The 22,873-nt window shown below is 58.9% G+C and carries 20 protein-coding genes and 1 pseudogene; 14 read left to right on the forward strand and 7 right to left on the reverse strand.

Features of this window, described 5'->3' with window-relative positions:
- The first annotated feature begins 809 nt into the window (after positions 1-809).
- A complete protein-coding gene (locus HKD40_RS16955) occupies positions 810-2,429 on the forward strand; it encodes a hypothetical protein (RefSeq protein ID WP_169196962.1) in 1,620 nt (539 codons plus the stop codon).
- Between the two features lie 205 nt (positions 2,430-2,634).
- On the opposite strand, the gene HKD40_RS16960 is transcribed toward HKD40_RS16955, so the two are convergent.
- The 6 genes from HKD40_RS16960 to HKD40_RS16985 form a co-directional block, all read right to left on the reverse strand.
- Positions 2,635-3,111 (reverse strand): NUDIX domain-containing protein, encoded by a 477-nt coding sequence (locus HKD40_RS16960; protein WP_169196963.1) that lies wholly within the window; start codon positions 3,109-3,111, stop codon positions 2,635-2,637.
- A gap of 434 nt (positions 3,112-3,545) precedes the next feature.
- Entirely contained in the window at positions 3,546-4,589 is a 1,044-nt protein-coding gene (locus tag HKD40_RS16965) for a hypothetical protein (protein WP_169196964.1), read from the reverse strand.
- Between the two features lie 46 nt (positions 4,590-4,635).
- On the reverse strand, positions 4,636-5,202 hold the full coding sequence (locus HKD40_RS16970; protein ID WP_169196965.1) for a hypothetical protein: 567 nt from the start codon (positions 5,200-5,202) through the stop codon (positions 4,636-4,638).
- Positions 5,203-5,452: 250 nt separating this feature from the next.
- Positions 5,453-6,781 carry a UvrD-helicase domain-containing protein gene (locus HKD40_RS16975; RefSeq protein ID WP_349236819.1) on the reverse strand — a complete coding sequence of 443 codons (1,329 nt, stop codon included), beginning with the start codon at positions 6,779-6,781 and terminating at the stop codon, positions 5,453-5,455.
- A 91-nt stretch (positions 6,782-6,872) separates the two neighbouring features.
- Complete coding sequence (locus tag HKD40_RS16980; RefSeq protein WP_169196967.1) at positions 6,873-8,648, reverse strand: ATP-binding protein; 1,776 nt, start codon at positions 8,646-8,648, stop codon at positions 6,873-6,875.
- Positions 8,649-9,127: 479 nt separating this feature from the next.
- A complete protein-coding gene (locus tag HKD40_RS16985; RefSeq protein ID WP_169196968.1) occupies positions 9,128-10,072 on the reverse strand; it encodes a LysR family transcriptional regulator in 945 nt (314 codons plus the stop codon).
- A 124-nt stretch (positions 10,073-10,196) separates the two neighbouring features.
- Here HKD40_RS16985 and HKD40_RS16990 point away from each other — a divergent pair, with 124 nt between their 5' ends.
- The 13 genes from HKD40_RS16990 (at position 10,197) to arsH (ending at position 22,568) form a co-directional block, all read left to right on the forward strand.
- Positions 10,197-11,720 (forward strand): sugar ABC transporter ATP-binding protein, encoded by a 1,524-nt coding sequence (locus HKD40_RS16990; RefSeq protein ID WP_169196969.1) that lies wholly within the window; start codon positions 10,197-10,199, stop codon positions 11,718-11,720.
- Positions 11,717-12,730 (forward strand): ABC transporter permease, encoded by a 1,014-nt coding sequence (locus tag HKD40_RS16995; protein WP_169196970.1) that lies wholly within the window; start codon positions 11,717-11,719, stop codon positions 12,728-12,730. Before HKD40_RS16990 ends, HKD40_RS16995 begins: the two co-directional genes overlap by 4 nt.
- 48 nt (positions 12,731-12,778) lie before the next feature.
- Positions 12,779-13,909: a substrate-binding domain-containing protein gene (locus HKD40_RS17000; protein ID WP_169196971.1), complete on the forward strand. Its 1,131-nt coding sequence runs from the start codon at positions 12,779-12,781 to the stop codon at positions 13,907-13,909.
- 148 nt (positions 13,910-14,057) lie between these two features.
- Complete coding sequence (locus tag HKD40_RS17005) at positions 14,058-14,882, forward strand: serine hydrolase (protein ID WP_169196972.1); 825 nt, start codon at positions 14,058-14,060, stop codon at positions 14,880-14,882.
- Between the two features lie 71 nt (positions 14,883-14,953).
- On the forward strand, positions 14,954-16,453 hold the full coding sequence (locus tag HKD40_RS17010; RefSeq protein ID WP_169196973.1) for an amidohydrolase family protein: 1,500 nt from the start codon (positions 14,954-14,956) through the stop codon (positions 16,451-16,453).
- On the forward strand, positions 16,450-17,376 hold the full coding sequence (locus HKD40_RS18235) for a GTP-binding protein (RefSeq protein ID WP_169196974.1): 927 nt from the start codon (positions 16,450-16,452) through the stop codon (positions 17,374-17,376). Before HKD40_RS17010 ends, HKD40_RS18235 begins: the two co-directional genes overlap by 4 nt.
- Positions 17,369-18,556, forward strand: a complete 1,188-nt coding sequence (locus tag HKD40_RS17020; protein WP_169196975.1) for an FAD-binding oxidoreductase — start codon at positions 17,369-17,371, stop codon at positions 18,554-18,556. Before HKD40_RS18235 ends, HKD40_RS17020 begins: the two co-directional genes overlap by 8 nt.
- 540 nt (positions 18,557-19,096) lie before the next feature.
- Positions 19,097-19,459 carry a metalloregulator ArsR/SmtB family transcription factor gene (locus tag HKD40_RS17025; protein ID WP_169196976.1) on the forward strand — a complete coding sequence of 121 codons (363 nt, stop codon included), beginning with the start codon at positions 19,097-19,099 and terminating at the stop codon, positions 19,457-19,459.
- Positions 19,449-19,979 (forward strand): arsenate reductase ArsC, encoded by a 531-nt coding sequence (locus tag HKD40_RS17030; protein WP_126148534.1) that lies wholly within the window; start codon positions 19,449-19,451, stop codon positions 19,977-19,979. The genes HKD40_RS17025 and HKD40_RS17030 overlap by 11 nt, the downstream gene beginning before the upstream one ends.
- Positions 19,979-20,383: an OsmC family protein gene (locus HKD40_RS17035; RefSeq protein ID WP_126148535.1), complete on the forward strand. Its 405-nt coding sequence runs from the start codon at positions 19,979-19,981 to the stop codon at positions 20,381-20,383. The genes HKD40_RS17030 and HKD40_RS17035 overlap by 1 nt, the downstream gene beginning before the upstream one ends.
- A 4-nt stretch (positions 20,384-20,387) precedes the next feature.
- Positions 20,388-21,449 carry an ACR3 family arsenite efflux transporter gene (arsB, locus tag HKD40_RS17040; protein WP_169196977.1) on the forward strand — a complete coding sequence of 354 codons (1,062 nt, stop codon included), beginning with the start codon at positions 20,388-20,390 and terminating at the stop codon, positions 21,447-21,449.
- Positions 21,446-21,868: an arsenate reductase (glutaredoxin) gene (gene arsC / locus HKD40_RS17045; protein ID WP_126148537.1), complete on the forward strand. Its 423-nt coding sequence runs from the start codon at positions 21,446-21,448 to the stop codon at positions 21,866-21,868. Before arsB ends, arsC begins: the two co-directional genes overlap by 4 nt.
- Positions 21,843-22,568, forward strand: a complete 726-nt coding sequence (gene arsH, locus HKD40_RS17050) for an arsenical resistance protein ArsH (RefSeq protein WP_126148538.1) — start codon at positions 21,843-21,845, stop codon at positions 22,566-22,568. The genes arsC and arsH overlap by 26 nt, the downstream gene beginning before the upstream one ends.
- Positions 22,569-22,780: 212 nt before the next feature.
- Here the strand turns inward: arsH and HKD40_RS17985 are convergent.
- Positions 22,781-22,873: pseudogene (locus HKD40_RS17985) on the reverse strand (integrase); the annotation flags it as partial.

Genomic DNA, 22,873 nt, shown 5'->3' on the forward strand with positions numbered 1-22,873 from the left:
GAACATCAACCTGGCGTAGCTTGGCGACGATCTCTTCGGGCTTGTGCTTCTTCTGGGGCATTCCAACGTCCTCTCTAGCGGCTCAATAGCCTACTTCAGGGAGGACCACTTTTCAGGGGGCAGACCACTTTTGTTAGACGATGTTTTGCAGACCGAAATTTGGTTGGGAACGCTGAAGACCGGCCTTTCAGCTATAACGGAAATAGATGGATGGAGCGGTGCGGCAGTAGGTGTAAGCACAGTAGGCGGACGGCGCGTCATGTCCACCGCCAAGAGTTATCTGTCGTGATCGGTAAAAGGCGCGATGCCTCGATGCTGCTGTTTCTAGGTGGGGCAGACTTCTTCGTTTCAATACGTCTCACCAAATAGTCCGCACGTAGCGCAGACTTTGTCGATAAGCGGTACCTAACGAACAACTGGTCCAAGGCGGCTACAGCACGCAACAAATTCAGCAGGGACGGCGGCACGAAAACCAACCTTAGCCGCTGCTTGCACGCGAGTTGCTGGACCTATACTGTCACACTTGACCGTCACAGTGACGAGTCTTGATTGTCCTTTTTGTGTTTCGGGGCAATGGCTTACGGTGGAAATGGGTTCGAATCCCTTCCTCTCCGCCACTTTTCGTATGCGATTGATTTTCCAGCATTTTCTTTGCTGCAGCGCGCCGGTTGTACACCAGAAAGTACACCGGAAAAATGCCTCTTCCATATCTTAGACGAAAGAACGCCGGCTGGCAGGTTCAGGTTCGCTTGCCTGTCACCCTCGATCCGAGCTTGTGTCTTTCACCGATCCGACTGACCATACCTGCAATGCCCGCGATCGATGCGCGGCGGAAAGCCTTTTCCGTCGTCTCGTCCGTGCATAGTGCAATTGCTGAGGTCGAACGCTTGAACAAAAAATCTCCCATGTCACCCCAGGCGGCACGCGACGCTACGATAGACTGGATGAAAATGGTCACGCCCACGTTAAAGGGATTTGATGCGCTCGCGGCGCCGACTGTGACCGAAAATAGTGAGCTGATCGAGAGCATCTTCGATGTTCTGGCGCAGATTGGTCACGATCGAGTTACGGGTAAGGGGCTTTTCGCCAACCAGGCCATCCGCCATGAAGAAATTTACGCCGCGGCCTTACTGGTTCCACAGATCGCTAAGGCGGCCACCGATCTAAAGCCTGTAGACGAAAACGTGTCAGCGGACGAGATTGTAAAACCCATCGACGAACTTCTCGCGCAACCCGACAGGATCGCCGAGCTGACGGCAGCCCTGCGCACGATGCAATCGATCGGCGTGGCACCCGTCAATGACGGTCCGCTCTTCAGCGCCGTCCTAAAAAACCAGATCGCGGAGGTCATCAAGCGCAAGGGGCCGAAGTCGGAGTTGGAAGGTATCTACGAAAAGGTCGGCGCGGAGTTCATTGCCATTGTCGGCGATCGGCCGATCGGTTCTTACCGCCGCGTAGACCTGCAGGAATATGCCAACGAAATTTCATGGCTTTCACCGAATGCGTCGTCCAGCGACAGCTACCGCCACGAGAATGTTAAAACCTATATCGCGCGCAACAAGAAGGCGCAGGGCCAAGGGCTTGCAGCTAAGTCGATACGTGACGGCCGCATCAGCCATTTGAAGGCCATTATTGGCCGTGGCTGCGAGGACAACGACCAGCAGAACCGCGTTGCTAACACGCGCGTTCGAGTGCCGGACCGCGCTAGGCCGCCCGTTAAGCACAAGGCGCCCGAACCGCACGCCCTCAACTACGTCCTCAATGTTGCAGTCGATACCGAGGGCCTCACCACGCCACTGATGTTGGCCTTGGGTACCTTGACCGGGCGCCGGGTCTCGCTCCTTGCAACGCTTCGCCGCGAGGCGTTGGTCCGCTGGCATGATGTGTATGTCATCGAGGTCGAAACTCACCGCTATGAAAATGGTGTCTGGACCAGGATCCCGTTCAAGACCAATGAATCGCGCGAGTGCATTGTGGTGCCAAATGCGCTCGTTGAAGCTGGGTTTGTCACTTGGGCTCAACAGGCGCCAGGGCCGATGTTCCCCGAGTTCATGGCTTGCGCTGATCCTGGTGACGCCGCGCAAAAGCGCGTCAACCGGGTCATCCAGAAGATCATCGACAAGCATAAGTTGCCGCGATTCACTTACCACGGTCTACGCGCGGGGCGAATTGACGATGCACTCGACAACCAGATCGCGCCGCATCTCGTTCAGCACCAGGTCGGGCACAAGGCGGACAGTGTGCACGGACGGTATCGATCGCTAACTCCTAAACAGGCTAGCTTGATAGCCAACCAGCCGCTGCCGGAAGGCGTGGACTGGTCCTGTCTTGAGCGGCTCGACTTCTCAGCGCCACAAACGCCGACGCGGAAGCGCCGAACCTCTGAGCAATTGAAGGTTGTCCGTGCAAGGAGGACGCGGTCAAAGTAAGTTGGACTCTGAAATTTAGTTGGCAGTGAAAAGGGTCTCAGGAATGAGAGTTTGGTTGAGTTGTTAACTCAGCGGTTAAGCGCTCTCATTTCTGCGGCCCAGACGGCCATGTCGGCCTCCCGAAAGCCGCCAGTCGCATGACTGACTGGCGGCGTCTCGAATGGGGTGGTTAGCTGCCATATCGGTGCGTGGGAGCGAATGGCGGCTATATGGGCAAGGCTGCCGCTTTTTTCGCGTTAAGTAGGTGTGCTTTTAGGCCGGCAGGATAAAGCTGGGGCTGCCCTGTCCCGTCCAGCCTATCCAATGCAAACCACTCCGCGAAGCATCCCACTCCGCTATCCTCGTTGAATGTGATGCGGCTCTGTCCGGCAAAGGCGTCCGGCGGAAACTGCACATCGAATATCGCCAGTATCTCGTGCCCAAGTTCGCCTTCATGGGTGTAGATGTTCTGCATGAAGGTAGGGCCACCTACGATGTTCACCTCTATCCCAAGTTCTTCCTGAAACTCTCGGATGAGGGCCGCTTCGGCCGTTTCACCAAACTCGACGGTGCCGCCAAGCGGGCGAACGCCCTTCAGCCGCCCAGCATCATCATAAACTTCAGATGCAAGGAGACGGTCGCCTCGCCACTGCAGTCCCAGAGCTTTGAAACGGATTGTAGATGCGGGGCGCCATGTGTGCATGCAGATGGATTACGTTGGATACTGATCGTCCGCAATGGGGTTGAAGCTGCCATTCATGGTGAGAGGCTTGGATGACCGATTTGGGGTCGGCATCGGCTATAATGGCCTCGGCCTGCCGCCGTCAGCTTTGCGCCCTCAAAACGGCCGTTGCGGCAACGTTTTCGGTTTCCCGTTAGCTGCCACTCCGGTGGCGGTCGACCGGTGTCGTCTCGGGGGTGGGAAGCGGACAGTCAGCATTTATGGTTCAGTACCCCATATGCTGACAAAAGCTGTGCCAAGATAAGATACCGCTGTTGGCGAGAACAGCCCCAAGCGAGAAGGACTAGCTGCATGTGAATGCCGGCATGGGAGAGCCGCTCGCGGCCCTTTCTGAAGAAAAGGGCAAATTAGATCTCTAAAATGGCGGATTCCGGGCTTTGGCGATGGCCGTCCATTCAGCCAAAAGAGCCACAGCTCAGGCAGCACCCGGCGGCATCGGTGTCACCGGCCGCGATCACGTCACCGGGGCATTCGCGACACCTTTCCCGCGCGACCGCGAAACGTTCTCCGCAAGCGACGCAGTGGATCTGGCCGGCGTCGCCGTCTAGGAACGCCGTCGCCGATCCCGTGTCCTCCCAAGGCGTCGACCATTTCGTGCGTGCCGCTTCCGCGCAGATCGGACAATGGTAGCGTCGACGGGACTTGGCGTAACCGAACAGCTGCTTGAAATCGCTCTTGGGGATCAGGGGTACCGCATCCGCCCAGCGATGCAGAACCTCGGCATGCGCGGACTGGTGACGTCCGTCGTGAAAGATCGCGTAGCGAGAGCCCGTCTCGACCGCCAACCATTCCGTCAGCCACTGCCGGTTCGGCCAGAGTTCGATGAATTGCCGGACCATCAGCTTCATCAAACCCTGCGGCGTGAAAGTGGCGCTGGCGTCGCCCAGATGCACTACCTTGTTACGCAGAGATCTCAGTTCGGTATAGGTGCGGACGAAATCGTCGCTGAGCCGCTTGGCGCAAAAGGTGTTCACCGCGGCCGGTAAATCGACGGCATCGAGGGTTCGCAATTCGGAAAAATCGAGGTCGGCGGCTCCATTTGCGAATTTGGGATCGGTCTTGAGCAGAAGCAGGAACGGGGAAACGGCGCAAAGCCGCGCCTTGAGCGCCAGTTCGTTGGCCTGCTGGACGATGCTGGCGATCGACTGCAGGTCCGGTTGACAGTCCTGGAGATATTCCGCCCATTCCTCCGCCCACAAGTCCTTGTTCTCCGACAGGCCGGTGGGGTCAAAAAACTCGAAGTTGAGTGCGAAATCCTCGATGATGCCCATCAATTCGGTCCAGCTCCGGAAATGAAGCCGCAGCGCGACGCGGTCTAGGGCATCAGCGGTCGGCGCATTGACGATCATTCCGGAATCCCTGTCTTGCCTTCGGTCGGGCACGGCATAACGCCGGGACAACGCGATGGCCAGCCCCACCGCCCGGTCCGTATAGGTCACTGTAGAGGGTACCGGCTGCGACGGCGGCTCCAGCGTACTCGTCGAGTCAGCTGCGCGATGCCACACCGTGTTCGCGCATTGCTACCGTCGCGTCAATCTCGATCGGCGCCGAAGGTGATGGCGCCTCGGACACCGCATGTATGGCGTGGGGTATGCCCGCTGCGGCGAACAGATCACAAACGTGGCCGAAGCTGAACGTGCCCAGGCTCAAATAGTAGCGATAGGGATCCGTATCGTCCTCGGGTGGCGTATCGTAGTGCCGGCAGGTAAGGTAACGGGCCTGCCGCCAGGTCAGACGCTTCTCGCGGCCGACCGTGAGGATGGTGGTCAATTCGTTGTCCGAGAGAGAACGCAGTCCACCGGCCAACACGAAAGCCAAGGCCGACGTCAGCGTTGTCGACGCAGCCGGAACCGGCGTGCCATAGGCCCGGAAGCGCACGGTTGCCTCGTCGCCGAGGGCGAGATCGAAAAGGCTCAGGATGTCAGCCGCCTCCACCTCGCTCGTAAGGCGACGCCGGTAAATTGCCGTAGGTCGCCTGACAGCTGGGAAGGCCGCTGGGTCGACGTCCGCCGGAAAATGCGAAACGTCTGCTTTTGGGAGTTTGCGACGCACCTACAGCTGTCCGCAATGGGGTCGGATGCTGAATGGCAGCTTATCGCCAACCGTGATCGAAAAGCGGACAGACGGCTAACGGCCCCGGAGCGGCCTGTCTGCTACTAGGCGCGCCTGACGGAAAGCCGCCACCATAACCACCGTAGTGGCTCTGCTCGGCGTTCTAGTGAGAGATTTGGCGAGATTCGCGCCGAGCTATTTCTTAATCGTGGGCCAGCAACACTAGATGGCCTGGACGGCTTCTGACCACTTAAGGCAACACCGGACTACGCGAGAACACGTGGATTGACCGTGCACCTCTAGTCAGCGCCACGTACAGATGCTTGGCGGACATAGCGCCGTTGGGCCGATCGGCGTCAAGGATGACCGCGTGCTCTGCCTCCAGCCCCTTCAGGAGCAGCGTCGAGCCCACGGCCTTGGCGGGGACATTGCGGCCGGCGTGCCGCTGCCTCTCCCTCAGGGCGGCGACGGCTTCGATTATGGTGGAATGGCCTGTCGCAGCGGATGACAATGCTTCGATCATCATATCGAAGGCACTGTAGCGGTAGATGCGTCGATCCTTGTCCGCAGCCATGCTTTTCATAAACTCGATCGCTAGGCCGTAACCTCCGCCGGAGGCCAGCGCCATTGCCGCGGTCTCTTGTGGTGTTGCCGGTGTTCGATGCCGTCCTTCGGCGATTGTCTCCACACGAGCCTTCAATTTGTCGCCATATACATTGGTCATGACCAGGATCAGGAAACGGATGCACGCTTCGAGCAGCGGCGTACCGATTAGGCCATGCATCTGCGTAGCAGCGGCGACCACGTCGGGATAATCGACACGTTCGACGACGCCGACGCCATGCGCACGGCTTGCGTAAGTATGTCTGGCCTCGGCGCGGACTGAGTCACCGATGATCAGGATGTTCTCGCCAGGAAACCGCCGCGCGATATCGTATTGGATGCGGACTTGTTCCATGACGGCCAAATTCGCGTCGCCGGGCATCGGACTCCACACCACGAAGCCCGGACAGGTCCTCAAGTCGATTTTGCCTCCAGCTTCCAGTATCTGACGCACCGTCATCAGCCATGTACCCAGTAGCTCGGCCCCCACTCTGTTCCAGCGCCATGGCGTGGAGAGCTGGCCCAATTCCGGAAATGCCGTTCCCACGTCATTTCCCCAATGTGGGAGCGGCTCCGCGAAATCGAAGATCGCTTGCATCGGATCGCCGAACACCACTGTTGGGATGGAGTCGGCAATCCCGCAGATCATCGCGTGCTGGCCGACCGAACAGTCCTGGTATTCGTCGACCAGCAATCGTCCGTAGGTGGCGCGGAGCTCGGCTGCGATGTCACCGGACCCGCACAACTCGGCCACGGCGGTCTGTACCGGTCGATAGTCCGGCGGCAGAAGCGGGTCTTGGGCGTAGCCAGCGCGCTCCGGAAACATCGAGACTATATTCAATGCCCAACCAGCAATTGTATTCAAACGGTATCTGGACGCCGGAATTCCCATCCGGCTAAGTCTTTGCCGCAAAGCGGCGACACCCGCAGTGGTGTGAGTCAGGACCAAGGTCGGCTTGAGCGTTGGTGCGGTCAAGACCTGCCCGATGAGCTCTGTCTTTCCGCAACCGGCAGGGGCCGACACGTGGCCTCGCCTTGCTGCCAGGACGGATGCGACATCGACCATGCTAAGCGGACCTGGTTGGCAGTGCGGAAGGTGCGGCTGCGATCCAGTGCCAGAGTGCATTAACCGGAGTTCGGAGATGGTCGACGGTTTGGTCCCAGACGGGGAACACAGCGTGACGCAGGACACGCTCCGCCGGCTCGATGTCCTTGAACCACTTGCCGTCCCCTGCAGCCTGCCCGAGCGTGCCCCGCATTTGGTCTCCGAAATTGGTCCGGCACATTGCGAGGCTCCACTTTCCTCCGCTCAAGTGTCTGATCTTGGCATCAACGGCGTCCTCTGATCGCCAATCGCAGGCAATGTCCAACAAATGGCCGATTATTCCCGCCGGAACCGAAGCGAAAAGCGCGGCTTCGGTCGACAGACCTTCCGACCAGCGAAATACCGACACCCCTTTATCATGGAGAGACCTGTACTTCTCGGGCGGATAAGTTACGTCGCTGTCCATGAACAAGGCCGTTCGATATCCCATGCCGGCAAAGATTTCGGCGCGCTCAAACATGCTCGAACCGCCGCCGTCTGCCCAATGGCACCCCTGCGCAACGACGCTGCGTAGGTTATTATCCTGACACCATAGATCGATGCCGCGTACGAGACCTATCTCGGTCTTTCCCTCGCAGACGATGACACTCGGTGCAAGGAATGCCTCGGCACATGTGCGCAAGGTCTTTTGTGCGGCTTCGCTGCGGCCCAACGGAGCGATCCAATGCTGCGTGGTTTTCGTGGCTGTCCGTAGTTCCATGCCGTCGCCCGGCATCTGTGCCGTCGTAGACCGTCTCGCTCCCAAAGCGAATAACTGAACAGACGACAACTCCCTGAGAACAACCGGTGAATGGGTCGTGAGGAAAACTTGCTGCGATTGGTCGTCTCGCTTGGCACCGAGTGAATCCAATAACCGGACGATCCTGAACGGCTCGAGTCCGAACTCGACTTCATCGATGATGAAAATACCGGATCGGCCGGCGGACTTCTGCAGGCCAGCGACCAGCAGGCGGCTAGACCCAGTGCCCAAACCCTTCAGGGGGACTTGGTCCTCGTCATGCAGGGAGATTGCACCGCCCGAAAGGGCAGCCCCTCGTACGTCCAGCAACGCTTGGACCTTTTCCACCGGAATGCCCATATCGTTGGCGATCGCCCTTGAAGTCTGGAGGATCGCATCGATCCCCTCGAAGCCGCGCTCGGCGAATGCCCTACGGGCTTGCCGGGAGGCATCGGCCAGAGCGGCTGACGCTTGCGTCACATCTGCCGACAGTTTGCCCAGCACCGACCTGGGCCCAAGAGCCAAGTGATGTGATGCACTGGTACCTAAACGGACGGGAGCAAGCTTCTGGCGATGCTTCCATTGGAGGTTTCGCTCTCGCCCTTCGGCTGCGGGGCCCGGTGAAAAAAGCGACCACTCGGGCTCAAGGTCGTCCCTCACGACCAGCCTGAGAGTTCGGACGGTCTCCAACGCCGACGACGGCTCGTTGTCGATGGCGCCGGTCGTGACATTCCGGCCACGCAGGAAATGACCGTAAAGCTCCAGATTCCTGAAGTCTTCATCCAGATTGCCGATCGTGACGTCGATGACGATGGGTTCGGAAACGCGGTTGAGATGAAAGTCGGCATCCGTAAAGCCGGTGCTCTGGCGCGCGCTCAGCGTCAGTTCGATGGCATCTAAGACAGTCGACTTGCCTGCATCGCCGGGGCCGATCAGGCAGTTGATGCCCGGATTAGGCCACCATTTCAGGTGGCAAATCCCGCGGAAATTGTGGATTTCGACTTCACGGATTGCAGGCATCGATCCCCAGACTTTGTATCGGACCGGTTGCGGCACGCAGCCGGTCGGTGAGCAAGTCGGCAGTGGGCAAGAGTTATGCCCAACGCTTCGGCACAAGTTGACCCCTGTACTACGAACTATGCAATGATTCTCGAAAATCGCCATAGCACTGGCCAGTGGCGATGGGCCCCACCGAGTTGGGGTCTACACAGACAATGTCCGCTTTTTGGGAGCCGGCCGCCGATACCAAAGGGCAGCAATGAGGGCGCTGAGCCGATGAAGTTAATTCGGATCGAAGGCCACTACTTAGCACGTTATGATCCCTCGGTGAATTATTGGCAGTGGCGCGTCACCTGCCGATGGCGGTCGTTTAGGGCGAGCGTTCGGATGCTATCAGCTCTACGTTGAGGTCCCGAGATAGCAGCGGATGCCTATAAGCAATCTAAAAAGTTTCCCAGATCGACTGTCACGAATGCTCCCGCCGGTCTTCATCTTTGTACCTAGATTTCGATCGACTCATTCTTGCCGGCCGTAGAGCTTTTGGGAAGCGAAGCCATATTTAGGTGCAGTGTCATCAGAGAAAGCATCTCTGCGGCAGCTGGGGGGAGGCGACGCCCTTTTCGGATGAGTATTTGCGCGTCGGTCATGCTGAAGATGGCAGTGTCGATGGGGGTCGCTTTGAGTAGCCCGGCTTCAAGTTCAGGTTTGACCGTGATCGGCGAGAGTAGGGTGCAGCCGCAGTTGTGAAGGACGAATGCTCTCAAACCTGCAAGGCCATTCGTGGTGAAGACTGGCCTTAGCTGCACGCGGTGCGTGAACTCTAGTACATCAACGGCACGGCGAAGGCCGTAGCCGGAGTTCACGAGAGCTAGTGGTATCGTTGTTAGCTCTTCAACGCTAACCTTTGTTCCGCGAAGCGCGAACGGATGATCTGGCAGAGTTATGAGTTCAATCGGCATAGCGCGCCGGGAATGGACTAGCGCACCATCTTGCGGCGGGGCGTTGTGAGTGAGGCCAATATCGAGCTCACTTTGCGCGACCAGCTTGGAGATGTTTTCGACCGAGCCGTGGTTAAGCTCGATTCTGATGCCGGGGTGCCTTTCACGAAAGATGCCGATCGGACCGTTGAACAACTCGTCGATGAACCCCTCGCTGACCCCGATTGATATCTTCCCCGAGCGGAGTCCTTTCAGGTCGTCGAGCTTGGCGGTGAGTTGAGCGTGGCTAAGAAGGCTTTCGCGGTAAAAATCATGCAGCAGTAGCGCTGCTTCCGTCGGCTCCATGGTTCGACCAAGTCTTTGAAAAAGCGCCATTCCGAGGCTTTTTTCTAATGACGAAATGGTTCGGCTGATCACCGAAGGGTCGAGGTCTAAGGTCTCGGCGGCGTTGCGGACGCCTTTGCTCTCGATGACGGTGTAAATGAACCTAAGCTGCCGATCGTCCATGCGCTCCCCCAGAAAGCTGTTGCATACAAGTCAACAATAACCGGACTTGGTTGTCATCGATCAATAATGACGCATATGAATAGACTGCCCAAATCGAAGGCATGTGTGCTCGGGGAATTGATCAGTGACCATTGCCAATCCAGTACCACTTTTGCAGTTGCGTAACATAGGCAAGACCTATGGCTTTACGACTGTTTTGTCAGGTGTGGACCTTGACCTGGAAAGAGGTCAAACAATTGCCTTGCTTGGAGAAAATGGCGCTGGAAAGTCGACGTTATCCAAGATTATTACCGGAGTCGTCCAGCCTGATCGTGACGGCAAATACAGTATCGAAGGGCAGGAGATGAGCTTCAATGCTCCTCGTGACGCTCTCGCGGCTGGTGTGGCGCTTATCCCGCAAGAACTTGCTTATGTGCCGGCGATGTCGATAGCCGACAATATCATGCTCAATCGTTGGGCCGGTAAGGCCGGCATGGTGACGGGCAGATCCGTCTTGGCGGATGCGCAGGCGGCGTGTGAGCGCGTTGGGATCGATCTTGGCGACCTTAAACGCCCTATGACCCAGCTGCGTCTAGCGGAGCGGCAGTTGGTTGAGATCGTGAAAGCTATTACCCGTCAGGCGCGCATCATCGTGCTCGACGAACCAACCGCTGCGCTCAGTCAGGACGAAAGCAATCGCCTCTTTGCCATTATCGACCGGCTGAACAAGGATGGCGTTGGCGTGCTCTACGTGTCACACCGCATGGACGAAGTTTATGACTTCTCTGATCGTGTGGTCGTGCTGCGAAACGGCCGCAAGGTTGCGGATCTCATCACGAAACAGTCGACCCATGCCGAGCTGATCGCTCACATGTTGGGCCATGAGCACAAGGCGATTGCCAACACCGATGCTCCAGACGCGGATGCTGTCGCGCCTGCTATAGAGGTTGCTGGCTGGACTCTGCCGGGTATGCCGAGCATTGAGAACGTCAGCTTCTCTATCGCACCGACCGAAATCTTAGGCATCTACGGGTTGCGTGGCTCGGGTGCAGATCTGGTGGCTGAAGGCTTTGGTGGCATGCGCCCGGATATGACAGGGAGCCTAAAGCTCTTTGGCGACCGTGCGAGTGTACCGAACTCCCCGATTGCGACCCGCAGCCTTGGTATTGGCCATGTTCCGGCGGAGCGGAAGCGTGAAGGGCTAGTGCTCAAGCGCTCGATCCAGGAAAACGTGGTCATGCTGATCATGAAGTCCTTGGCTAAATACGGGGTCATCAATGGTGTGCGCGAAAGGGAAACGGCCACTGATCTCGTGAGCCGTTTTGACGCCCGCTACAATTCCCTAGGCCAAGCGATTGGCCAGCTGAGTGGCGGCAACCAGCAGAAAATTCTACTCGCGTCGCGTATCGCGATCGATCCTCGGTTCCTCGTTCTGCACGAGCCGACCCGCGGTGTTGACGTTGGCGCACGCGGTCAAATCCATAGCTTCTTGCGCTCTATCGCCAGAAAGGGCTGTCCCGCTCTTGTGGTGACTTCGGACATCGAGGAAGCCGTGGATTTGTGTGATCGGCTCCTCGTGATCCGCCAAGGGCGGGTCGTCGGTGAGCTGCGCGGAGCGGCGAAAACACAGGCCGCAGCCGCACAATTGGCAGCAGGAGAACAACATTGAGCCAGACCAAAAGCCCCCTGCCAACGGCAGACAAGACTACGATGGATGCAGCAATCCGTCGTCAGAAATTGACCCGCCTGTTGTTGCAGGTTTTCGGTATCGGCACCTTCTATCTCGTCGTGTTGGTTTTCTTCGCATTCGCCAGCCCATACTTCTTCACCTACTCGAACGCCACCAATATTCTGACCAATGTTGCGGTGATTGGTATTGTGGCCATGGGCCAGTCGCTTGCCGTCATTTCGGGTGGCTTTGATTTGTCGGTTGCCGGCACGCTCCCACTCGGTGCCGTAACCTACGCAATTCTGATCAATCTTGGCATTCCGGTGCCTGTCGCAATGTTGCTGGTTTTATTGGTTGGCGCTGCCGTAGGCCTCGTCAACGGTCTCATAATCACCAAGGGTAAGATCAACCCACTGATCGTAACCCTCGGCACCATGTCGATTGCGGGCGGCCTCGCGTACACAGTTTCGAACGGCGTCACTGTGCCGTTTATGAACTATGACGCTGGTGTGCTGGCAGACCACTTCGTCAAGGGCATTTCCTGGTACGTGCTGCTGTTCGTTGGTATCGCTATCGCGACGGCAGCTCTCCTGCGCTTCTCTATCTTCGGCCGCATGATCTACGCCGTTGGTGGCAACCCTGAAGCCTCGCGTCTCTCTGGCATTCGCACCGACCGCGTTATCACTGGTGTCTACGGCATCTGCGGTGCCTTCGCAGCAATCGCCGGTATCGTCGTGGCGAGCCAGTTGCTGGCCGGGTCGGCAACCGTTGGTTCTGACGCGGCTCTGTCCTCGATCGCGGCAGTGGTTCTGGGTGGCGCATCGCTCTCTGGTGGTGTTGGCGGGATCTTCGGTACGCTGATTGGCGTGTTGATCCTAGGTACCGTCGCCAACGGCATGGCGCTGCTTCAGGTGCCGTCTTTCTACCAACAGATCGCGACCGGTTTGATCCTTCTCATGGGCGTTGGCTTTGCCCGCCTTCGGGAAGTGCTCGGCCGCGAAACACACTAACTAATAACAAGAAAATTCAAATAAATTTCTAAGAAGAGGGATACTACTTTGACCGACGCTCGTAACGCTAAGAGCTTCATGGCTACCCGTCGCCAGATCCTGGCTGGCTTTGCTGCCCTGACCGGCACCGCACTCAGCGCACCGCTGATGCAGGTCCTGGCAAACGACAAGCCGCTCAAGTTCGCATTCGCTAACGTCAGCGACGCTGGTGAGCTGTTCAAGCAGTTCGGTGATGGTTTTGCTGATGTTGCAACCAAGGCTGGCATCCAGTTCTCGCGTTACGACAACAAAATGGACGGTGTTGCGGCGACCAACAACGCTCGCCTGATGGTTCAGGAACAGCCAGACGTCATCTTCGAATACAACATCGTTGAAGGCATCGGGCCTGCGCTTCAGCGCACCTTCGAACAGGCTGACATTCCCTACATCGCGATCAACGTTCCGGTCCCAGGTGGCCACTGGTTCAACTTGGTGAACAAGGACATTGGTATCGAGGCTGCTGACGTTGTCGTGGCTGCTGCCAAGGAACGCGGTTGGACTGCGGAAAACACCTCGGTTCTGATCGTCCAGTCGTCGCCATCCGGCGTCGAGGTGAACGACTGTGTTCGCTACTTCTACATCCGCTCGGCTGAACTGCTTGGTCTGCCACACGTTGGCCCAGATGCGATCACCGCAACCACCACCGTTATCTCGGACGCTGGCGTTCAGGTCGACGGCAAGGCAACCCTCGAAGACAGCTACACCGCAGTCAAGAACGTGCTGCAGACCATTCCTGCAGACCGTAACCTGCTGCTGTTCGCAGTGAACGACGACTCTGCAATCGGTACCTGGCGTGCTGTTTCGGAATCCGGCCGTGCTGAGAACTCCCTGATCGCTGGTCTTGGTGGCTCGCAGGCAGCTCTCAAGGAATTGCGCACCAACCCGAACTGGGTCGGTGAAGGTTCGATCTTCATCGCGAACTGGGGTGTTTACCTCGTCGCGATGGGTATCGCTCTGGCGAACGGCGTAACCTTGCCGGAACTGACCAAGGCTCCGCAGACCGTTATCGACAAGTCCAACGTTGACAAGTTCTACGACGCCGACGGCAATGCAATCATGCTGCCACCACTGGTCGACGAAAACCGCTATTTGGCTGACACCGGCATTCTGCAGGAATACGCCAATATCGAAGGCCTCTAAAGGCCATACGAGGCGGGTGCCCCTCCCGCCTCATGCATTCCTGTCTCTGTGGAGCGCGCTTCACAGAGACACTCTCCCCAAGCGAAAGAATCCCCGTCGTTCTCTGGCAGAGCGACACGTTATCTCTCGTGTTACCAAGGTCAGCTCCATGTCCATAGAATCTGCCGCTCTCCAGCTGCTTGCCGCTTACCCGCACGATGTTTCGTTCTTTGCCAAGAACCTGAAAACCGGCAAAACTATCGCTTTCGAAGCCGACAAGCTGATGCCAACCGCAAGCTGCATCAAGCTGCCAATGCTGGTGGCCCTCTATGATAAAGCTGAGCGCGGAGAGATTGATCTGACCGCCCCTGTGGTTCTCGAAGTCAAGGAGCAGGTTGGTGGTTCAGGCGTGCTCAAGCACCTCACCGCAGGGGCAACGCTCTCGCTGCGCGACTACGCGGCGCTGATGATCATCCTTTCGGACAACACCGGCACCAATGTTGTCGCTGATGCCGTGGGCATTGATTTCATCAACGCGAAAATGGCTGAACTGGGCCTGAGCCAGACCACGTTCAAGACGCGTATTGATTTTGACGCCATTGGCAGCGACGTGCGCAACCTCTCGGAAAGCTCGGTGGCCGATTTTGCCATCCTGCTCGAAGGCATCGCCAAGGGTACGCTGATCAGCGAGAGCGCTTCGGCTGCGATCAAGGATATCATGTCCCGTCAGCACTATCTCGACTTACTGCCGCGTCTGCTGCCGTACAACCCATATGCGGGTGACTTGGGTGGCACGGTTGATCTTGCCGTTTCGGGCAAGACCGGCTTCTTCCCCGGCTTCCGTGCGGACACCATCATCGTCGACACGGCCGACGCCCAGATCATCATGGCAGCCTTTGTCTATGGCGATGATCTCTCGTTCTTGCCGGAAAACGCTATCGCCAAGTTCATGGGTGATCTCGGCCTCGCCGCCTTCACCGAGCTGACCGCTTAAGTCTCTCACCTCATTGCCCAAAGCTCTGTCCTGGCGCCTCGTCGCCGGGCTGGTACTCAACATCCTTAGGTATGCAAATGTTCGACCTCATCATTGCTGGCGGCCGTGTCATCGACCCCGAAACCAAGTTCGACGCGATTGCTGACGTAGCGATCAGCGGCGATAAGGTTGTCGCTATCGGCGCCAATTTGGGTGAGGCGAAGCGTACGATTTTGGCCGAAGGTCTCGTTGTTGCGCCGGGCTTTATCGACCTTCATGCGCATGGCCAGTCTCTGCCAGCAGATCGCATGCAGGCGTTCGACGGCGTGACCACCACGCTCGAACTTGAGGTTGGCATTTTCCCCGTTGGCGATTGGTATCGTCAGCAGGAAGCCAGCCCGCGTCTGCTCAATTACGGCGCGGCAACGGCTTGGGTCATGGCGCGAAAGGCTGTGATTTCCGGTCTGGAAATCCCTGAAGCTGAGCCTGCGCTGACCGCTATCAGCCGCATTTCCGACGACGCCCGTTGGCAGCATGACAGCGCCACCGAAGCGCAGGCGAAGGACATCGTCGCGCTGACCCGTCGGGGCATTGAGGAAGGCGCGTTGGGGATCGGCATTCCCTATGCTTACGCTCCAGGCGCTGGCGCAAAGGAAATGAGCCTGATCTGCGATCTGGCGGCCGAAATGGATGTGCCGACCTATACGCACGTGGCGCAGATGTCGAACATCGACCCCAAGAGCTCGGTGGAAGCCTATGTCAATCTGATCGGCATGGCGGGCGCAACCGGCGCACACATGCATATCTGCCACCTCAATTCGACCTCGCTGCAGGACATTGAGCGTTCGGCTCAATTGATCGCCAAGGCGCAGGCCAATGGCCTCAAGGTGACAACCGAAGCCTATCCTTATGGTACCGGATCGACCTTCCTCGGCGCGACCTTCTTTGCCGATCCGGCTTTCCCGGATCGTACCGGGAGCGGCTACAACGACATTGAGCTGGTCTCGTCGCAATATCGCCTGTCGGGCAAGGACGAGTTGATGGAGCGCCGCGACGCTGAGGCAAGCTCGCTCGTGCTCTGGCACTTCCTCGACACTGAGAACAACGATCGCCACGCGCAGCTGCTCGACGTGTCTGTGCTGTTCCCCGGCGCGGCCATCGCTTCGGACGCTATGCCGTGGAGCAACGCCGATGGCTCGCTCTATCATGGCGACCAGTGGCCGCTGGCCGATGATAAGACCGCGCATCCGCGCTCGTCGGGCACGTTTACGCGCTTCCTCAAGCGCTGGTGCATTGATCGCGGTGCGGTCGACATGGTTGAGGCCATTGCCAAGTGCTCGCTGATCCCAGCGCAGATCGTTGAAAGCACCGCGCCAGCCTTTAAGCGCAAGGGCCGTCTGCAGGTTGGCGCTGACGCAGATATCGTTGTCTTCGATCCAGCAACGCTCGAAGACAAGGCGACGTTCGCGGAGATGAACCGCCCGTCCGACGGCATGGTCCACGTCTTGGTCAATGGCGCTGCGGTGATCGCAGACCGCGAACTGCTGCTCGACGTTACGCCGGGTAAGGCGATCCGCCGGGGCGACAAGTGAGCGTCAATGTAACCCTCGTCACTGGCTTCCTTGGAGCCGGTAAGACGAGCTTCATCAATCGCTTGCTCCACAATGAGGTGGGGCTGGCGATTGCGGCCATCGTCAATGACTTCGGTTCGATCAATATCGACGCGGCTCTGATCTCGGAAAACGCCGAGGACGTCATCGGGCTCAAGAACGGCTGCATCTGCTGTTCGCTGCAGGGGGATCTCTTGCGCACGCTCAAAGCTGTGTTGAGCAGCGAGCGCAAGATCGATCATATCGTGATTGAGGCGAGTGGGGTTTCCGATCCGCAGGGCATTGTTGAAGTGCTGATGGACCCAGTCGTGCGCGAGGCGGTCCACCTCGATGCCGTGGTGACCATTGTCGACACTGAAGCGCTGGCGGACAATCCGGCGCTCTATGCCGATAAGCTTTGGCTGGCGCAGCTGCGCGCTGGTGATTTCGTCGGCCTATCCAAGGGCAATGACGGCGAGCGCCTAGCTGTAACCGAGCGGTTGCGCGCGATGGGTAAAAGCTTTGTCTTTGACAGCGCTGAGCCGCCGACCCTGGCGGTGCTCGGGCAGGTTGAGCGCTCTGCGGAGCGTGGCACGGAGCCTGTCATCATCGCCGATGATCGCTTCGCCACCGTTGAGTGGGAATGGGAAGGCGAGGTGGATACCGGGGCATTCCAAACCTGCATTGAGGCATTGGCGCCTCAACTGGTTCGGGCTAAAGGCATTCTCAACCTAAGCCGATCACGCGACGTCAGCTATAATTTCAATCTGGTGGGCAGACGGGCCAGCATGTCCAAGCTCGCTCACCGACAGAACACGTGTCAGCTGGTGCTGATCGGCGAGCGCGAGCACTTCGACCCCGAAGCGGCCCGCAGCCTTCTGTTCCAAACCTTTGCAGACCTGAAAGTGGTTTCTCAAAATGGATAGCATCGTTATTGGCGCGGGCATGGTCGGCGTATCGACGGCGCTTGCGCTGCAAGAGCGCGGTCACAACGTCGTGCTGGTGGACCGCAGCGAGCCGGGCCGCGAGACCAGCTATGGCAATGCGGGTATTATTCAGACCGAGGCGGTGCAGCCTTACGTCATTCCGCTGTCGATCCCGCGATTGGCGCGGATTGCTCTGGGCAATGCGCACGATGTGGCTTGGAAGCCGACAACGATGCACCATTGGCTCAGTCCGCTGGCGCGCTATTTCTGGAGCAGTCTGCCGGCCAATTACGGAAAGATTGTCCCGCACTATGCCAAGATGATCTTGCGCGCGGCTGACGACCACGCGCCGTTGATCGCTGCCTCTGGCGCTGATGAAATTATCGATAAAAGCGGCTTCATTCAGGCCTATCGCACTGCCAAGGGTTTTGACGGAGCGCATGCTGATGCCCGTGGCACACTGGCCGATTATGGCGTGCCCTTTACGGCGCTGACTGGTGCGGAACTGGCCAAGCTTGAGCCGAGCCTGCGCGTCACTATGGAAGGCGCGATCCACTATAACGCGGTTTGGTCGTGTAAGAGCCCGGGCGAATTGGTCAAGCGTTATGCGGCCCTGTTCATCGCCCGCGGCGGTCAGATTGAAACCGCGACGGCCACCTCGCTCACTCAGTCAGGCGCGAGCTGGACTTTGGCGACCGACAAGGGTTCGTTCTCGGCTCAGAACGCAGTTGTGGCTCTGGGGCCATGGGCGCCGCATTTCCTCAAGCCACTCGGCTATCGCGTCGGCATGATCTACAAGCGCGGCTATCACCAGCATTTTGAAACCGAGACTGCCCCGAGCCGTCCGGTGATGGACGTCGATAACTCGACCGTTCTCTCGCCGATGAAGGCGGGCCTGCGCGTCCTCACTGGCGCTGAACTCAACAGCGTTGAGGGCGAGCCGAACTATCGTCAGATCAAGCACTCCGCAAAAATCGCCGATGAACTGTTCGGCATTGGTGCGGCCGTGGAAGACACGCCTTGGCGTGGTGCGCGCCCTTGCATGCCTGGAATGCTACCGGTTGTTGGCAAGGCGCCAAAGCACGAGGGGTTGTGGTTCAACTTCGGTCACGGCCACCAGGGTTTTACTTTAGGACCAACCACAGGCCGACTGGTTGCCGAAGCTATGCGGTCTGAGTGAGACGCGACCTGTGGTTTGCATCGTGATAGAGCAAATCTGCAAAATTCTAGATACACGTCTTCCCCAAGATCGCCCGCCGCCATTCTAAGCGGTTTGGCGTTCATATCGCGCGTCCTGTTACGTGATGCCCGTCTCATTTCTGTAGTAGCTGAGGCGGGTTGCCACATCGAGCAGCTTAGAGACTGCCAGTGCAGAGGAACCCAGAAGTCAAAATAATGAGCTTGGTTGGATCGGTCTGCTTTTGGGCAGATGATTGCGCGTGATCGAATGGCTGAAGTGGGAGCGGGATCTGCCCTGGTCATTGACGACGTTAGGGCAGGGCCACCAACGTTTGGTGCAGAAGCTAGCGATGTCTGCTTTTGGGAGCTCGCAAAAGGTGCTCATACGGCCTGAATGGGGCGCGTTGGGGATCGGCAGGTCTCGACCCCATTTCTGCCATTTGGGCTGTCGCATCTAAGTACTGAAAGCTGCCAAGGCACTCCACGAAACGTGGAATGTCCACATCTTGACACTGGTCCATAAATCCATAATCCTCGATATATGGAATCAAATTACGCTATCGAAATCTTCGCTGCGCTTTCGCAACCGACACGCCTCGAAACGTTCCGTCTCCTTATGGAGTACGAGCCGGCGGGGCTTCCGGCCGGCGAGATCGCGCGCCGCCTGGAGGTACCGCAGAACACGATGTCCTCGCACCTGGCGATCCTTGCGCGCGCCGGGCTGGTCGAGTCGGAGCGTCACAGCCGCTCCATCATCTATCGCGCCGTCCTCGACCGCGTCCGCGAACTCACCAGCTTCCTGGTCCAGGACTGCTGCGGTGGTCGTCCGGAACTGTGTGAGCCGCTCGTCGCCGAATTCACCCTATGCTGCACCACCCCTTCGGAGGGAAAGAATGCCTGCTGATCGCGTCTACAACCTCCTGTTCCTCTGCACCGGAAACTCGGCTCGATCGATCCTAGGGGAAGCCCTGATCAACCATGTGGGTGGTGATCGCTTCCGCGGGTTTTCGGCCGGCTCGACGCCCAAGGGTGCGGTGCATCCCCTGACCCTGCAGACGCTGCGCAAGGCGGGAATCTCCACCGACGGCCTGCGCTCGAAGGCATGGGACGAGTTCGCGACGCCTGACGCGCCGAAGATGGACTTCGTCTTTACCGTCTGTGACAACGCCGCCGGCGAAGCCTGCCCGGTCTGGCCGGGACATCCGGTGACGGCGCACTGGGGCATCGAGGACCCCGCCGCAGTCGAGGGCCCCGACTTCAAGAAGGAGGCTGCGTTCGACGACGCCTTGCGCTACCTGCGCAACCGCATCGCGGCCTTCATGAACCTGCCGCTGGCGACCATCGATCGGATGTCGCTCACCTCGAGGCTGCAAGGCATTGGCGCCATGGATGGCTCCACCGGATCGGACAAAGGGGCGGCCTGATGCTTGAATACAAGGTTCACGCAAGGCGGGTCGACGCCAATGGCAGCCTCGCCACCTGCAAGGAGGCGGAATTGGTTATCGACACCGCCCTTGCGGGACGCCCGGACGCCTTCAATCCGGCCGAGTTGTTTCTCGCCTCGATAGCCGCCTGCATGCTCAAGGGCATCGAGCGGGTCAGCCCGATGCTGAAGTTCGAGCTTCGCGGGGTGGAGGTGAGCCTTGAGGCCAAGCGCCAGGATGCTCCGCCGCGCATCATCTCGGTCGATTACGTCCTGACGGTCGACAGTGACGAGTCCGACCAGAGGCTGGAACTGCTGCACACGAACGTACGCAAATACGGCACCATCTTCAACACCGTCGCCGAGTCTGCCGGTCTCAACGGCAAGCTGATCCGAAAGACCTGACCCCGTGTCCATCTTCGAACGCTACCTGACCCTTTGGGTCGCCATCTGCATCATTGTCGGGGTCGCCGCCGGCCATTTCCTGCCTTCGTTCTTCGAGGGCTTGGCCGCTCTCGAATATGCGCGGGTCAACCTGCCGATGGCGGTCCTGATCTGGCTGATGATCATCCCCATGCTGGTGCGCATCGACTTCATGTCGCTGCGCCAGGTCGGCGCCTACTGGCGCGGTATCGGCGTCACCCTGTTCATCAACTGGGCCATCAAACCGTTCTCCATGGCATTGTTGGGCTGGCTTTTCATCGGCTGGCTGTTCCCCCCGCTGCTGCCGGAAACGCAGATCGACAGCTACATAGCCGGCCTTATCATCCTTGCCGCTGCACCCTGTACCGCCATGGTATTCGTGTGGTCCAACCTGACCCGGGGCGAGCCGCACTTCACCCTGTCGCAGGTGGCGCTGAACGACGCCATCATGGTGATAGCCTTCGCCCCCATCGTCGGCCTGCTGCTCGGTCTCTCCGCTATCACCGTCCCCTGGGACACGCTGCTGCTCTCGGTCGGGCTTTATATCGTCGTGCCGGTGATCGCCGCACAGCTCTACCGCCGCTGGCTGCTGGCCAACGGCGGGATCGACAAGATGAACCGGGCGCTTGCAGTCCTGCAGCCGATCTCCATTGCCTCATTGCTGCTGACCCTCGTCATGCTCTTCGGCTTCCAGGGCGAACAGATCATCGCCCAGCCCACGGTCATCCTGCTGCTGGCGGTGCCGATCCTGATCCAGGTCTACTTCAACTCCGGCCTCGCCTACCTGCTGAACCGGGTGTCGGGGGAGCAGCACTGCGTTGCGGGACCGTCCGCCCTGATCGGTGCCTCGAACTTCTTCGAGCTGGCAGTTGCCGCCGCCATCAGCCTGTTCGGCTTCAATTCCGGCGCAGCGCTTGCCACCGTTGTCGGCGTGCTGGTGGAAGTGCCGGTGATGCTCTCGGTGGTCTGGATCGTGAACCGCACCAAGGGCTGGTACGAACGCGGTGCAGCCGTCAGCCGCAACACCGAAGCGAGGGCCGCCGAATGAGCGTCACCATCTATCACAACCCCGACTGCGGCACGTCTCGCAACACCTTGGCGATGATCCGCCAGAGCGGCGTCGAGCCCGCGGTGATCGAATACCTCAAGACCCCGCCCGACCGGGCCACCGTCACCCGGCTGATCCGCGATGCCGGGCTCACTGTGCGCGAGGCGCTTCGAAAGAAGGATACACCCTTCGATGAACTCGGATTGGCTGACCCCACCAGGACCGACGATGATTTGCTCGACGCGATCGCGGAACACCCAATCCTGCTCAACCGTCCCTTTGTGGTGACCCCGAGAGGCACGCGCCTATGCCGCCCCTCCGAGGTCGTGCTCGACATCCTCGAAAACCCTGAGATCGGCCCGTTCACCAAAGAGGACGGCGAGGTCATCATCAATGCAGAAGGGAGCCGGCTTGTCTGATCTACCCAACGTCGTACCGGCCGCTCTCGAAGTTCCAGATTTCTCTCGTCTCAATGCTCCGAACCTGCAGCACAAGCCACGCATCCTGATGCTCTACGGCTCGCTGCGGGAGCGCTCCTATTCCCGGTTCCTGACCCTTGAAGGGCAGCGGCTGCTCGAAGCGTTCGGCGCCGAGGTCCGGGTCTTTCACGCTAACGGCTTGCCGCTGCCGAACGACGCACCGGACACTCACCCCAAGGTGCAGGAACTGCGTGAGGCCATGCTGTGGTCGGAGGGGCAGGTCTGGACGTCGCCCGAGCGACACGGTGCCATGAGCGCAGTGATGAAGGCGCAGATCGACTGGATACCGCTACCGGGAGGCGCCATCCGCCCCACGCAAGGTAGAACCTTGGCAGTCATGCAGGTGTCGGGCGGGTCCCAGTCCTTCAACGCCGTGAACCAGATGCGTATCCTGGGCCGGTGGATGCGGATGGTCACCATCCCGAACCAGTCGTCGGTGGCCAAGGCCTTCCAGGAGTTCGACGACGACGGACGCATGAGACCGTCGTCGTATTACGACAGGGTTGTCGACGTCATGGAAGAGCTGGTGAAGGTCACGCTGATCAATCGCGGCGTTTCCGGCTACCTGACCTCCCGCTACAGCGAGCGTAAAGAAACGGCAGCTAAACTTGAGGAGCGGGTCGGCATTAAGTCGATCTAACACGCAGGTTGGCTCCAGAATTCGTCGATACGAGACGTCAGTTTTCGTAATGCGGACATTCCAAAGCAGCCTGTCAGCATTCCACCCCCGAGACGACACCGGTCGACCGCCACCGGAGTGGCAGCTAACGGGAAACCGAAAACGTTGCCGCAACGGCCGTTTTGGGGCGCTTCGCCGACGAAGCACAACCGGCTGCCGGCGAAGTCGCTTGCTCAGATTTCGGTTGCCTCTGACAACGACAAAGCGTCGTCGACATCCACGCCAAGGTAACGAACTGTGTTCTCGATCTTGCTATGGCCAAGAAG

The organism is Devosia sp. MC1541, from assembly GCF_012847305.1.
Taxonomy (GTDB): Bacteria; Pseudomonadota; Alphaproteobacteria; order Rhizobiales; family Devosiaceae; genus Devosia.

What these genes read in the sequence shown, in the direction of transcription:
- HKD40_RS16955 (WP_169196962.1), top strand. Translation starts at nt 810, where the DNA reads ATGCCCGCGATCGATGCGCGGCGGAAAGCCTTTTCCGTCGTCTCGTCC.
- HKD40_RS16960 (WP_169196963.1), bottom strand. Translation starts at nt 3,111, where the DNA reads ATGCACACATGGCGCCCCGCATCTACAATCCGTTTCAAAGCTCTGGGA.
- HKD40_RS16980 (WP_169196967.1), bottom strand. Translation starts at nt 8,648, where the DNA reads ATGCCTGCAATCCGTGAAGTCGAAATCCACAATTTCCGCGGGATTTGC.
- HKD40_RS16985 (WP_169196968.1), bottom strand. Translation starts at nt 10,072, where the DNA reads ATGGACGATCGGCAGCTTAGGTTCATTTACACCGTCATCGAGAGCAAA.
- HKD40_RS17005 (WP_169196972.1), top strand. Translation starts at nt 14,058, where the DNA reads ATGTCCATAGAATCTGCCGCTCTCCAGCTGCTTGCCGCTTACCCGCAC.
- HKD40_RS17010 (WP_169196973.1), top strand. Translation starts at nt 14,954, where the DNA reads ATGCAAATGTTCGACCTCATCATTGCTGGCGGCCGTGTCATCGACCCC.
- HKD40_RS17020 (WP_169196975.1), top strand. Translation starts at nt 17,369, where the DNA reads ATGGATAGCATCGTTATTGGCGCGGGCATGGTCGGCGTATCGACGGCG.
- HKD40_RS17025 (WP_169196976.1), top strand. Translation starts at nt 19,097, where the DNA reads ATGGAATCAAATTACGCTATCGAAATCTTCGCTGCGCTTTCGCAACCG.
- HKD40_RS17030 (WP_126148534.1), top strand. Translation starts at nt 19,449, where the DNA reads ATGCCTGCTGATCGCGTCTACAACCTCCTGTTCCTCTGCACCGGAAAC.
- HKD40_RS17035 (WP_126148535.1), top strand. Translation starts at nt 19,979, where the DNA reads ATGCTTGAATACAAGGTTCACGCAAGGCGGGTCGACGCCAATGGCAGC.
- arsC (WP_126148537.1), top strand. Translation starts at nt 21,446, where the DNA reads ATGAGCGTCACCATCTATCACAACCCCGACTGCGGCACGTCTCGCAAC.
- arsH (WP_126148538.1), top strand. Translation starts at nt 21,843, where the DNA reads ATGCAGAAGGGAGCCGGCTTGTCTGATCTACCCAACGTCGTACCGGCC.